The 13,317-nt window shown below is 73.2% G+C and carries 10 protein-coding genes; 4 read left to right on the forward strand and 6 right to left on the reverse strand.

Annotated features, from left to right (window positions below):
* Positions 1-215: 215 nt before the first annotated feature.
* The 3 genes from ABT092_RS12440 to ABT092_RS12450 form a co-directional block, all read right to left on the reverse strand.
* A complete protein-coding gene (locus ABT092_RS12440; protein ID WP_351242765.1) occupies positions 216-1,544 on the reverse strand; it encodes an NtaA/DmoA family FMN-dependent monooxygenase in 1,329 nt (442 codons plus the stop codon).
* Positions 1,541-2,617 (reverse strand): LLM class flavin-dependent oxidoreductase, encoded by a 1,077-nt coding sequence (locus tag ABT092_RS12445; protein ID WP_351242767.1) that lies wholly within the window; start codon positions 2,615-2,617, stop codon positions 1,541-1,543. Before ABT092_RS12445 ends, ABT092_RS12440 begins: the two co-directional genes overlap by 4 nt.
* A gap of 149 nt (positions 2,618-2,766) precedes the next feature.
* Positions 2,767-4,554, reverse strand: a complete 1,788-nt coding sequence (locus ABT092_RS12450) for an FAD/NAD(P)-binding protein (RefSeq protein ID WP_351242769.1) — start codon at positions 4,552-4,554, stop codon at positions 2,767-2,769.
* Positions 4,555-5,309: 755 nt separating this feature from the next.
* On the opposite strand from ABT092_RS12450, the gene ABT092_RS12455 reads away from it, so the two are divergent.
* Positions 5,310-5,519 carry a hypothetical protein gene (locus ABT092_RS12455; protein WP_351242771.1) on the forward strand — a complete coding sequence of 70 codons (210 nt, stop codon included), beginning with the start codon at positions 5,310-5,312 and terminating at the stop codon, positions 5,517-5,519.
* Between the two features lie 65 nt (positions 5,520-5,584).
* Here the strand turns inward: ABT092_RS12455 and ABT092_RS12460 are convergent, their stop codons facing one another.
* Positions 5,585-6,772, reverse strand: coding sequence for a DUF5685 family protein (locus ABT092_RS12460; protein WP_351242773.1), 1,188 nt, complete (start codon positions 6,770-6,772; stop codon positions 5,585-5,587).
* 287 nt (positions 6,773-7,059) lie between these two features.
* On the opposite strand from ABT092_RS12460, the gene ABT092_RS12465 reads away from it, so the two are divergent.
* Entirely contained in the window at positions 7,060-7,509 is a 450-nt protein-coding gene (locus ABT092_RS12465) for a cell division protein SepF (RefSeq protein ID WP_351242775.1), read from the forward strand.
* 126 nt (positions 7,510-7,635) lie between these two features.
* On the opposite strand, the gene ABT092_RS12470 is transcribed toward ABT092_RS12465, so the two are convergent.
* A complete protein-coding gene (locus tag ABT092_RS12470; protein ID WP_351242777.1) occupies positions 7,636-9,348 on the reverse strand; it encodes an MFS transporter in 1,713 nt (570 codons plus the stop codon).
* Between the two features lie 497 nt (positions 9,349-9,845).
* On the opposite strand from ABT092_RS12470, the gene ABT092_RS12475 reads away from it, so the two are divergent.
* On the forward strand, positions 9,846-10,862 hold the full coding sequence (locus tag ABT092_RS12475) for a phosphatase PAP2 family protein (RefSeq protein ID WP_351242779.1): 1,017 nt from the start codon (positions 9,846-9,848) through the stop codon (positions 10,860-10,862).
* 96 nt (positions 10,863-10,958) lie between these two features.
* Here ABT092_RS12475 and ABT092_RS12480 read toward each other — a convergent pair whose 3' ends face one another.
* Positions 10,959-11,174, reverse strand: coding sequence for an I78 family peptidase inhibitor (locus ABT092_RS12480; RefSeq protein WP_351242781.1), 216 nt, complete (start codon positions 11,172-11,174; stop codon positions 10,959-10,961).
* A 376-nt stretch (positions 11,175-11,550) separates the two neighbouring features.
* Between ABT092_RS12480 and ctaD the strand changes: the two genes are divergently transcribed.
* A complete protein-coding gene (gene ctaD, locus ABT092_RS12485; RefSeq protein WP_351242783.1) occupies positions 11,551-13,278 on the forward strand; it encodes an aa3-type cytochrome oxidase subunit I in 1,728 nt (575 codons plus the stop codon).
* Positions 13,279-13,317 lie beyond the last annotated feature (39 nt).

The raw sequence follows: 13,317 nt of genomic DNA on the forward strand, positions 1-13,317 counted from the left end.
AGTATTCCGAGACCCGGCGGGGTGGAACAAGGGCACCTTTCGGCCGTACCCGACGGACTGGGCGGGCGACGCCGGGCCGCGGGGGTGGTGCACCTCCCGCCGCCCTGCGCCGCGCACGCGCCGTTCGGGGACGCGCGCCACCACCCGCAATGACCGGAAGCCGACCGGCCGGAGGGCCGGTCGGCCCACGGCGGCCCGGCGGCGTCCGGGTGTCGTCACGCCGCCCGTGGTCCGGTCCGGGTGCGGGCCTCGGGCAGGCCCAGGTGGGAGCGGAGGGTGCGGCCGGTGTACGCGGTGCGGAAGGCACCCCGTTCCTGGAGCAACGGGACCACCCGGGCGATGAACTCGTCCAGGCCGCCGGGGGTGAGGTGCGGCACCAGGATGAAGCCGTCCGCGGCGCGGCCGTCCACGAACGCGACGAGTTCGTCGGCCACCGCGTGGGGGGTGCCCACGAAGGACTGCCGCGCGGTCGCCTCGATCACGGTCTGCCGGATCGACAGGCCCCCGGCCGCGGAGAGCGCGCGCCACGCGGCGGCGATCGCCGTGGGGTCCCCCATCGTCGTGCGCCCCTGCGCCAGCCCGGAGCGGGGTTCCGGGTCGAAGGCGGGCAGGGGGCCGTCGGGATCGTGGGCGGAGAGGTCCACGCCCCAGATCTGTTCCAGGGTGTTGATCGCGTTCTGCGGGGAGATCTGCTGGCGCCGGATCTCGACCGCGCGGTCCCGGGCCTCGGCCTCGGTGTCCCCCAGGACCACGGTGGCGCCCGGCATGATCTTCAGGTCCTCCGGCTCCCGCCCGTACCGGCGGAGGCGGTCCTTGACGTCGGCGTAGAAGGCGCGGCCGGCCTCCGGGGTGCCGTGCCGGCTGAAGACCACGTCCGCGGTGGCGGCGGCGAACTCGCGGCCCTCCGGGGAGTCCCCGGCCTGGATCACCACGGGGTGCCCCTGGGGGGAGCGCGGCAGGGTGAACCGGCCCTCGATGTCGAACTGCTCGCCACGGTGGGCGAAGGGTCGGGGAGTGCCCTCGGGGGTCCACGAGTCCCACAGTTCGCGGGCGGTGGCCACGAACTCGGCCGCCCTGGTGTACCGGTCGGCCCGGTCGAGGTAGCCGCCGCGACGGAAGTTCTGCCCGGTGAAGGCGTCCGAGGAGGTGACGACGTTCCAGGCCGCCCGGCCCCCGCTGAGGTGGTCCAGGGTCGCCAGTCGTCGGGCGAGTTCGAAGGGCTCGTTGAAGGTCGCGTTCACGGTGGCCGCGAGCCCCAGCCGGTCGGTGACGGCGGCGAGCGCGTTGAGCACGGTGATCGACTCGGGACGGCCCACCACGTCCAGGTCGTGGATCTCGCCCTTGTGCTCGCGCAGCCGGAGTCCTTCGGCGAGGAAGAAGAAGTCGAAGAGTCCCGCCTCGGCGACCTTGGCCAGGTGCTCGAAGGAGGCGAAGTCGATCTGCGAGCCGGAGCGCGGATCGGACCAGACGGTGGTGTTGTTGACGCCGGGGAAGTGGGCGGCGAGGTGGATGCGCCGCCGGGCCCGGCGGCGGCTCCGGCTCATGAGGGGACCCCCGGGGCGTAGCGGTTGGCGGGGCGGGCGAGCCCCAGGTGTTCCCGCAGGGTGCTGCCGGGATAGAAGGTGCGGAACAGGGCCCGGTGTTGGAGCAGCGGAACCGTGCCGTTCACCAGCCGCTCCAGGTCTCGGCGCGGTTCGAGGGGGGTCAGGTGGAAGCCGTCGACCGCCCCCCGTCCGTGCCAGGTGGCGAGGAGGTCGGCGAGGTCCACCGGGCCGCCCCGGTAGAGCGGTCCGCGGGGGCTGGGCCGCGGACCGCCCCCGCCGTGCCCCGGTTCGGCGGCGCGTTCCCCTTCGCCGAGGTCGACGGTGAGGGCCGCGAGGACCCGCAGGCCGTCCGGGTCCCGGCCGTGGGCGGCAGCCGCGGCGCGCAGCTCGCCCCCCAGTTCCTCGCTCTGCTCGGGGCCGACCGCCCGGATCAGGGCGACCTCGGCGTGGCGGGCGGCGGTGTCCCGGGCGGCCGGCTCGGTGGCGTCGACGACGATGACGGGGTGGCCCTGCGGGGGGCGCGGCACGATGGAGGGGCCCTTCACCGAGAAGGAGGCGCCCTGGAAGTCGACGTGGTGCAGCTTGGCGCGGTCGACGAACCTGCCGGTCGCCACGGAGCGGATCTCGGCGTCGTCCTCCCAGCTGTCCCACAGCCGTCGGGACACCTCGGCGACCTCGGTGGCCTCCTGCCACAGGTGGTGGGCGTGGGCGGCCTCGCGACGCCCGAAGAGCCGGGCCTCGCCCTCGCCGGTGGAGACCTCGGGGCGCCAGCCCGCCCGTCCCCGGCTGACCCAGTCCAGGCTGGCCACGGCCGCTTGGACGTGGAAGGGCTCGGTGTGGGTGGTGGTCACGGTCGGGACGAGTCCGACGCGCGCGGTGAGCGGGGCGACGTGGGCGAGCACGGCGAGCGCATCGGGGCCGGGGCGGGCGAAGGAGTCGCCGAGGGTGACGAAGTCGAGGGCACCGCGTTCCGCGAGCCGCACCAGTTCGGCGTAGGGCTCCGGACGGTAGGTGTCGGCCAGGTCGACGGCGGCGGCCAGGTGCAGCAGGCCGCGGCCCAGGGAGGCGGTCATGCGAACGAACCTTTCCGGTGGGGGTCGTCCCCGGTGCCCGGGGTGCCGGGCCCGCCCCGGTCGGGGGCGGGCGGGGAACGGTGCGGTCGGGGCGGGCAGCCCCTCGGGTGGATCTCCGACGTCTCGACGCGCGGTGCGGGCGGGTTCCGTCAGGCGGGGCGACAGGAGAGGTCGCGCAGGAAGGCCAGGGCCGCCCGTGCGGTGGCGTCGTTCTGCCGGAAGGCGGGGCCGCCGGTGCGGGGCCGGGTGAACGCGCCGGCGCCCCGGGCGTCGGTGTGCGGACCCAGTGCGAACAGCCGGGGGTGCGGTGCTCCGTCCCGGTCCAGCACCCGGCCGTCCGCGGGGTCGACGGCGAGCAGCCCGGCGGCGGTGGTCCGTGCGCCCCGGGCGTGCAGCCCGCGCAGCAGCGGATCGGTGGTGGCCGTCAGGGTGGGGTCCGGCAGCCGCGCCTCGACGAGGGCACGGGCCCGGACCGTGCGCCCGGGCACGGAGGTGCCGTGCGCGCGGAACGTCCCGGCGCCGGCGGTGATCGTCAGACCGGCGCCGAGGAAGCGGACGACCCCGGCCCGGGAGAGCGCGAGGAGTTGTCGCAGCCGGGGGCCGGGGGGACCCGAGGCGAGGTGGCTGAAGAAGCCGTGCCACCAGGGGCCGGTGTCGCCGAGCCGGCTGAGTTGCCCGTACACCGACAGCAGAGCGAGGAAGACGGCCAGGTCGGGGCTGTGCGCGGGATCGTGACGACGGCCGAGGTCGGCGCTGATGTAGGCGCGCAGACCGTGTTGGAGGGCGTCGGCGTCCGGGTAGCGGATGCCGGCCAGGGGGCGGTCCAGGGCCGCCAGGTCCAGTCGGTCGACGGGGTCGGGCACCGAGGCGGCGACCAGGGCGGCGAGTTCGGGCCCCCCGGGCGCCGCGGCGGCGTACCCCCGTTCGAAGTCGTCCCAGGCGGTCCGGACGCGTTCGGGGTGGGCGGTGAAGAGTCGGTGGTAGTGGGCGAAGCCCAACTCCTTGTCCACCAGGGGCCAGACGTCCCGGGCGAAGTCCCACCCGCCGGGGCGGGTGCGCAAGGCGTCGACCTCCGCGGGGCCGAAGAAGCGGGGCAGCGGCGGGCGCCGCCCCTGCCAGGGGTAGCCGGGCTTGGCGTGGTAGGGCACCCCGCGTCGGGAACCGACGTGCAGCACGGGCTCCCGCCCGGAGGGCCGGTAGGTCAACGTGCCGCCGGGCCCCTTCCGGTACGTTCCGCCGCGGCCCTCGGTGAGGAGGACCATCAGGTCGACGAAGGCGAGCCCGAACCCGCGGACCAGGACCTCCGCGCCCGGTTCCAGTACCGACAGATCGATGTCGGCGGTGGAGTCCGGCGGCAGGTGCACCAGCCCGTTCCGTTGTGCGTGTTCCCGTAACTCCTTCTGCTCCTCGTCGAGTTCGGCATCGACATGGCCGAGCGAGAGGATCACCAGATCGGCGGCGAGCGGTTCGGCGCGCCCCTCGATCCAGACCCGTTGGCGGCCGCGGCGGGGGCCGCGCACGCCGACCGCCCGCCCCGGGTGGTGGTGCACCACCACCCGGGGCGGCAGCGCGGCCACCGCCCGCTCGTAGACCCAGCGCAGGTAGGAGCCGCCGAGTCGGCGCCCGGGGAAGTGGGCGCCCTCGACCCCGGCCCACTCGTGGAGGGTGGGTCCGGGCGTGACGGGCCCTTCGAGGGGGACGGTGTCGTCGGTGAACATGGTGATGTCCTCGGCCGTGGAGTTCATCCACAGCAGCGGGGACTGCTCCTGGCGCCAGATGCGACCGCCGCCGGGCGGATGCGGGTCGACCAGGTGGATGTCGAGGGCGCCCGCCCCCGGGCCGGCCCAGACCTCGGGCAGATTGGCGGCGATGCGTTCCAACAGGCCGGTGGCCCGGGGGCCGGCTCCCACCACGACGAGGCTGGTGCGCGCGGTCATCGGACGGCCTCCGCCCCGCGGGCACGGTGACCTCGCCGGCGGGACCGGCCGGCGCCGAGGACGGGGACGTCCCGAGGGGCGCGGGTGGGGGCGGGGGAACTCTTGTCGAGCGTGGGCAAGGGCATGCGAAGGCTCCGCGGGCACGGGAAGTCGACACGGACTTGCCTTCACACGGGATCCGGACCGAGCCCCTCAGCAGCGGTCCCCTTCCCAAGTCGCCTTGAGATTAAGGGGTTTGTCACCCGAACTGTCAAGGGTGTCCGCATGCTGAGCGGTCCGTCTCATTCCGGTTGACGCCCCATCGGATGCCTGTTCCACTTGTGCCATGCATCCGCAGCAGTGGCTGGTCACGCGCTCCCACATCGACTTCGGTCGAGTGTGGTCGGCGTCCTGTTGAGCTGACCCCGTACTGCCCGACCCCGTGGCGTTCCGCGCGGGCGTCGCCCGGCGTTCTCCCCGCTGACGAGGACGACCGCGATCCCTTCGCGTTCACGGCGCGCCGACTCCGTACGGAGTGCCGGTGCGGTTCGGTCGCCCCTGCGCGCTCCCCCGAGGCGTGCACCTCCACCCCGTTCTCCCCGGCCTCCACGCACCACCCGCGTTCCCGCCGTACCCGTTCCCCCCGTGCCTTCACACGCACCCCTGCTCACCCCCCTCGCTCCACCGCCCCGCACAGCCGTCCCGTTCCGTGGACGCCGCGTCCTCGCGCCTGTGGGGACGCACCCGCCCGTCGGTCCTTGGAGAATCGCCACGCCATGAGTACGTCCCCCCTGCCCGGACGCCCCGGCCTCCTCACGTTCGCGCTGATCACCGCCGCCACCCTCGTGCTCACCGGGCGCACGGCGGACGGCACGGGAACGGGCGGCGGGGACGCCGCCCCGCCCGCGTTCACCGGCGGCGCGCACGGCATCGACACCGGCGGCTCCCGCGCCGGTGACGGGCACCGCGGGACGCCGACTCCGTGACCCGGTCAACGAGGCTCAGGGGTTCGCGACCCGCACCGCCCCCGGGGTGACGGACCGCACCCCGCTCAACAGTTGCAGTCACAGTTGCAGTCGCAGCACCCGCCGTCGTCCTCGCCGTTGCCGCAGCTACAACAGTTGCCGCAGTCCGCGCAGTTGCCGCAGTCACTACAGGAGTGGCACCACCCGTCACGACGCTCCCGGGACCACGGGTCCTCGTGTTCGCAACAGCACAGCTGACACGTGCAGGCGAGTCCGGCCCACACCAGGCAACCGGCGAGCAGCCCCCGGCGGTCCCGGTGGGGCGGGGGCTGCGGACCGGCCCCGGGCGCGCCGGGACGACCGGGGGCGTACGGACCGCCCGGCGCACGTGCTGCTTCCGGCGCGGCATGGGAACAGGCCCACCCGCCGAAGGCGCGGCCCACCGAGGTGCGCAGCTCGTGGACGAGCAGCCGGTGGACGAGGCGACCGTCCGTGAAGTCGGCGGCGCGCAGGGCGAGCCGGATGCCGTGCAGCGCGTCCTCGGCCAGCCGTCGGGCCTCCAGGAGGTCCGTACCGGTGGCCGCGAGCGGGTTCCAGGCCCCGGAGGCGGCGTCGGCGTCCCGGTCCTCGACGGCGTCGAGGAGGTGGGCGAGCCGCCCGAAGAACCGTCCCGCCTCGGTGAGCGGTTCGACGTTGCACGGCCGCCCCGCGAGGACGGCCGTGTACCCGAAGGCCGCGGCGGTGGCCGTCTCGGTGGGTTCCGTGACGGCCAACAGCGGGGTGCCGGGCCCGGCGAGGGCCTCGATCCCGGTCTGCCGGTCCACCGCGTCGAACAGCACGGCCGTGTCGAACCCCACCTCCGCCCCGGTGCGCCGACCCGCCTCGTCCCAGTGCGTCGCCACCCTTTGGGCAGCGGCGGCCAGCGGGCGGCGTGCCAACAGTCCGTCACCGTCGTGGGCGTGGTCGCGCACCTTGGCCGCGGCCAGCACCAGCGAGACCGCCGCGGCGAGCCGGGCCCCCTCGCCCCGGGCGACGGACGCGCCCCGCATCCCGCGCAGCGGACAGGGTCCCGCCCGGCGGCGCCCCCGCCCTTCGGGCGCGGCCTGAGCCTCCGTCAACACGGAGACCAACAGACCGTCGTAATTCGTGACGATCCGGGCGAACTGCCCGTGCTCGCGCCGCAACGCCAGGCACAATCCACACAAATGAGCCATCCATGCGGCGCTGAGCTGCTCCCCCAGGCGGTGCCGACACGGTCTGACGATCCCGAACACGACCTTCCCCTCCCCCGTGACACGCGTCCTTCGGGCGGCATGGTAGCCGCCGACCGTTCACCCGGACGCCCCGACCGCCACCCAAACGCCGCGAGAAATCATATTTCACTCACAGTCAGCAGCGTTGTTCCGCACGACCCTTGGAATCAAGGGACCCGAACCGATTTGCTGTGCACCAGTACCGTCACGAAAAGCCAGCGCGGTCACGTTCCCCTTGGCGCGCTGTCAGCATCATGGTCGACCATAGGGGACGGAACCACGCAAGACCGCTGTGAGAGGAGGCGCCCATGGGATCGGTGCGCAAGGCGAGTGCCTGGCTTGGCCTCGTCGACGACAACGATGACGAGCGTTACTACGACCGCTACGAACCCGACACGGACGACGCGACCGAGGGCCACGGCAACGCCTGGGTGACCGACCCCCGCGTGCAGGTGGCCTCCGACACCGCCGAGGAGAGCGGACGCCGCATCGGCACGGTCACCCCGGACAGCTTCCGGGACGCCCGCGCCATCGGCGAACTGTTCCGGGACGGCGTCCCCGTCATCGTCAACCTCACGGCCATGGAGCCCGGCGACGCCAAGCGCGTCGTCGACTTCGCGGCCGGGCTGACCTTCGGGCTGCGCGGCTCGATCGAGCGCGTGGCCACCCGGGTCTTCCTGTTGACCCCCTCGCACACCGAGATCGTCAACGGCGAGGGTCCGGGTCGCCGGAACGACAACTTCTTCAACCAGAGCTGAGGCGGGGCCGCTCACCGGCGCGGCCGGGCGCCGCCGGTCGGACACGGGTCCGGACCGGCACCACGGACCGGGAGGGTCCGCGGAAGGCGTCGACACCGGTGAGCGTCCCGCCCGGCAGCACCCCGCTCACACCGCCGCGTCGGCCGACGCCCGGGACGCGCCCGCACTGCGCGGCAGCGGCACCTCCGCGCCGGGGGCGGTGCGGCAGGCCCGGACCTCCGATTCGGGCACGTCCACCATCGTCCGCGGCAGCCGCAGCGCGGCCAGCGCACCGAGCAGCAGCAGCACCGCGCTCACCACCAGGGTCAGGTGCAGCCCGGTCACGAAGGCGTCCCGCGCGGTGGCGCGCAGCGCCTCGCCCGACGGGCCGTCGAGTCGCCCGGCCACCTCGTACGCCTCCCCCAGCGAGTGGCGCGCCGCCTCCCGCGCCTCGGCGGGCACCCCGGCGAGACCGGTGAACCCCTGCCCGTAGGCAGCGTTCATCACGCTGCCGAGCAGGGCGATCCCGATGCCGGCGCCGAGTTGGTAGGAGGTCTCCCCGATCGCGGCGGCGCCCCCGGCCCGCTCGGGCGGGGCCTCGGCGAGCATGGACTCGTAGGACCCGAAGAGGGTCGTCTCCAGCCCGAAGCCGAGCATCAGGAACCCGGTCAGCAGCAACTCCGGGTTGTCCCGGTGCCCCATGGGGGTGAGGGTGAGGACGGCGGTCGCGGTCAGCGCGAAGCCCAGGGCGACCGTGGTGCGCGGCCCCCACCGGCGCAGCAGCCGGGCGCCGGCGAGACCCGCGGCCATCGCGGCGACGGTGAGCGGCAGCAGCCGCAGCCCCGTCTCCAGCGGGGAGAGCCCGAGGACGAGTTGCAGGTACTGGGCCGCGACCAGCTCCAGCCCCACCAGGGCGAGCATCGCGAGCACGATGCAGCCCACCGAGGTGCTGAACGCGGGCCGGGCGAAGAGGGCCAGGTCGACCAGCGGGCTCCGGCGCGCGCGCTGGCGCCGGACGAACGCGGTGAGCAGCGCTCCCCCGGCGAGCAGCGGGGCCAGGGTGAGCAGCCCCGCGGCGGCCGCGCCGATCTCGCCGCTCCCCAACCGCTTCACCCCGAGGACCACCCCGAAGAGCCCGACCGCGGCCATCAGCGCGCCCGCCACGTCCCAGGGACCGTCGCGCTCCCCGGTGGACTCGGGCAGCAGCAGCCGGCCGAGGGGGAGGCTGACCACCATCAGCGGGATGTTGATCAGGAAGACCGAACCCCACCAGAAGTGTTCCAGGAGGAAGCCGCCGACCAGTGGTCCGGCGGCCGCGCCGACGGCGGCCACCGCGCTCCAGACGCCGATGGCCAGGGCCCGCTCCCGTCGTTCGGGGAAGACCTGCCGAAGGATGGAGAGCGTGGCGGGCATGATCATCGCTCCGCCCACCCCGAGCAGGGCCCGCGCCACGATCAGGACGCCCGGTCCGTCGGCGCAGGCGGCGAGGCCGGAGGCGACGCCGAACAGCGCGTAGCCCAGGAGCAGCACCCGGCGCCGGCCGACCCGGTCGCCCAGGGTGCCGAAGAGGATGAGCAGGGAGGCGCAGACCAGCGGGTAGGCGTCGACGATCCAGAGCAGTTCGGTGCCGCTGGGCCGGAGGTCCTCGGTGACCGCCGGCACGGCGACGTGCAGCACGGTGGCGTCGACGGCGACCAACAGCAGGCTGACGCAGAGGACGAGCAGGACGAGCCAGCGGTTGGCCTCACCCGAGGGACCGCCACCGCCGAGCGCGGCCCGGAGGCGGTCCAGGGGCGGGGCCGTCCGGGAGCGGGGACCGTCCGCGGCCTCGCGCGCGGCGGCCGTGGTCGTCCCTGGCATGCGGTACCTCCCGGTGGTTCTCTCGCACGCGGCGGGGCCTGTCGACGGGGCGTCCACGGCGGTGGAGCGGTTCTCCCCGGGGCCCGGGCCGCTCGGGGCGAGTGAGCCGCAAGCGTACGCGAGTCGGAGATGACCGTGAGTGGCGGGCCTTGCCGCGATGACCCCGATCCGTGTGGCATGCACCACGACACGGCCCGCCCCGCCACGGCGGGCGTGACGCTCCGTGTCCGCACCCTACCCCCGGGTGAGGGGCAACTCGCGCTCCGCCCGCGGTCGTTGGCGCGCCGCCGCGAATTCCCGGCGCAGGTGGGCAGGGAATTGCGCCACGGGATAAAGCGGCTCTCGATAGACCGAACGAGAATGTATGAGAACTCCTTCATGAAATAGGCACGACTCCGCATTGTCCGGCCCCGGTTGAGAGGAAAGCCACATCACATGGTCATCACAAAGCGGGGGATTCGACCGGACCGTCGGTGGGCACCTGTAACGTCGATTGAGTGCGTACCGAACGAAACCCCACCCGTCTGGACCGGGTGTTCGCCCGCCTGGACCGTGAGCCGGAACGACCGGCCCACGTCCGGGCGCCGGAGATGAGCCGGCACCGGATCGTCCTGTTCTCGGCGACCCTGGCCTTCTACGCGGCGATCGTGGTCGCGGTCCTGACCACCTCGTGGCTGGTCCGCCTGGACTGGCAGGTGATGTTCTTCCGGCCGTACCAGCAGTGGCCCGAACTCCATCCGTTCCTCGACTACTACGTCGTCCTGGGCCAGCGGGGCCCGACCGCCGTGATGGTCGCCGCCTGGTTGGGATGGCGGTCGTGGCGGCAGCACACCCTGCGCCCGATGCTCACCCTGGGACTGTCCCTGCTGCTGCTGAACGTCACGGTCGGCGCGGCGAAGCTGGGCATGGGGCGCCTCGGTCCGCACTACGCGACGGCAATCGGTTCGAACGAGATGTGGCTCGGCGGCGATATATTTCCCTCCGGGCACACCGCGAACGCCGTGGTCACCTGGGGCATCCTCGCCTATCTGGCGTCGACCCCGCGGGCCCGCCGCTATCTGTCGGCCCTCTCCGCCATCGTCTCGCTCGGGGTCGGTCTGACCACCGTCTACCTGGGTACGCACTGGCTCAGCGACGTCCTCCTCGGCTGGGCCGCCGGTCTGTTGATCCTGCTGGCCCTGCCCTGGTTCGAGCCGCTGATCGCCCGGGCGGAGGCGGAACTGCTCGCCCGGCGCGGCGCCCTGCGCGGTCGCGGGTCGCCGCTCCCCGGCACGGCCGCCCCGGCGGTGGAGGCGCCCGGGATCGCACGGGTCACCGTCCCCGCGCCGGCCGCCCGTCCGGCGTCCACGGCCGGGCGGGAGCCCGCGGGGTGGCCGTCGCCCGGCGGTCACGCCCCGCGCCCGGGCCGTGCACCGGTCACCCCGGTCAGCGGTCGGCTGGGCTCACAGCTCCCCGACCAGGACCCCGATTCGGTACCGGCCGGTGCGCCGGCCGGCAAGCAGCCCGGCGGATGACGGGCCGGCGCCCGGGACGCACCCCGGACCGCGACCGCACGCACGAAGGCCCCGGCTCCCCTCGGAGTCCCGGGGCCTTCGCGGCTCCCGGTCCGCTCAGCCCCGCCAGCAGCGGCGCACCACACCGTCGGCGACCTCGAAGTTCAGCCGTCCGAAGCGGTACTCCATGGTGACGAACGTGCCGGGGGCCAGGGAACGCACCGGGGACCAGCCCCGTTCCCGGGCCAGCCGTTCGGCGGGCTCGGCGGCCATCCCGACGTAGGCGTCGGGGTCGTCCTGGGGCTCTTCGGGCTGTCGCCACTGGGGTTCCATGTCGCCACGGTAGCCGCGCGCGGTCGGCTCCGGTTCCTTGCCGGTCACACTTGTGTCACAGGATCACGACACGGTTATGCGTTCCGTCGACCCGTACGAACGGGCGTTTTCCCTTGTCATGAATACGGTTCCAGAAGGATCGGCTCCGCGCTTTGTCGGACCCAATCGGACATCAGGAATAAGCCTTCGAAGAAACTCGCTCGCAATCCGCCGCGACCGTACGGGCGCACCTCCCTCCGACCGTCGAATAGGCGTCGGGGCGGAGGATTTTCACGCTTCCCCCACACAACACACGGACTCCTTCGGCGAGAAGCCGTGGCGGGCCAACCGATCATGAACACCCGGCGCGGGGGCGAGAACCAGGGAGGCACGGTCGATGGCGACCGGGAACACGCGAGCGGTCGGTCAGCCGCCCCACGACGGCCCACGGGACCCGGACGGGAGGGCCCGTCCCGTCCCCGACGCCCCCCGGCACCGCGGTGCCGGGCGGTTGGTCGTGGACTGGTTGACCACCACCGACCACAAGAAGGTCGGCCATCTGTATCTGATCACCGCGTTCGCGTTCTTCCTGATCGCCGGGGCGATGGCCCTGGTGATGCGCGCCGAGCTCGCCCGGCCGGGAACCCAACTGGTGTCCAACGAGCAGTTCAACCAACTCTTCACCCTGCACGGCACGATCATGCTGTTGCTCTTCGCGACCCCGACCTTCGCGGGATTCGCCAACGAGATCGTGCCGCTCCAGATCGGCTCCCCCGATGTGGCCTTTCCCCGTCTGAACATGCTGTCCTACTGGCTGTTCCTGTTCGGCGGGCTGATCGTGCTGGGCTCACTGCTCACCCCGGGCGGCGGTGCGGACTTCGGCTGGTTCGCCTACGCCCCGCTCAACAGCTCCCGGTACGCACCGGGCATCGGCGCCGACATGTGGATCATGGGCCTCGCGCTGGCGGGCTTCGGCACCATCCTGGGCGCGGTGAACTTCCTGACCACCATCGTCGGCATGCGGGCCCCGGGCATGACGATGTTCCGGCTGCCCGTCTTCACCTGGAACGTGCTCTTCACCTCGATCCTGGTGCTGATGGCGTTCCCGGTGCTGGCCGCGGCGTTGCTGGTGCTGGAGGCCGACCGGCGCTTCGGTTCGGTGGTGTTCGAGGCCGCGAACGGCGGAGCACTGCTGTGGCAGCACCTGTTCTGGTTCTTCGGGCACCCCGAGGTCTACATCATCGCCCTGCCGTTCTTCGGCATCGTCACGGAGGTCATCCCGGTCTTCGCCCGCAAGCCGATCTTCGGCTACCTGACGCTGGTGGGCGCCACCATGGCCATCACCGGACTGTCGGTCGTGGTCTGGGCGCACCACATGTTCGCGACCGGAGCCGTGCTCCTCCCCTACTTCTCCCTGATGTCGTTCCTGATCGCGGTGCCGACCGGGGTGAAGTTCTTCAACTGGACGGGGACCATGCTGAAGGGTTCGCTGTCGTTCGAGACGCCGATGCTGTGGGCGACCGGCTTCCTGGTGTCGTTCCTGCTCGGCGGGTTGACCGGGGTCCTCCTCGCCTCGCCGCCGCTGGACTTCCACGTCACGGACTCGTACTTCGTCGTGGCGCACTTCCACTACGTGGTGTTCGGAACGGTGGTCTTCGCGACGTTCGCCGGCTTCCACTTCTGGTGGCCGAAGTTCACCGGCAAGCTGCTGGACGAACGTCTCGGCAAGATCCACTTCTGGACGTTGTTCCTCGGCTTCCACCTGACGTTCCTGGTGCAGCACTGGCTCGGCGCCGAGGGCATGCCCCGGCGCTACGCGGACTACCTCGCCGCGGACGGGTTCACCGCGCTCAACACCCTCTCCACCGTGGGCGCGTTCCTGCTCGGGACCTCGACCCTGCCGTTCCTCTACAACGTGTGGCACACGGCCCGCCACGGCGTGCGGGTCACGGTGGACGACCCCTGGGGGTTCGGCCGCTCCTTGGAGTGGGCGACCTCCTGCCCGCCGCCCCGGCACAACTTCGTGACCATGCCGGTGATCCGTTCCGAGTCGCCCGCCTTCGACCTGCACCACCCCGAGATCGGCTCCGCCCGGCGCACCGCCGCGGCGCACGAACCGGGGTAGCGCCCCGGACCCCCGCCTGGTGCGTCCGCGGCCCCGCCC

Source organism: Streptomyces sp. NPDC002490 (assembly GCF_040296045.1).
Classification (GTDB): Bacteria; Actinomycetota; Actinomycetes; order Streptomycetales; family Streptomycetaceae; genus Streptomyces.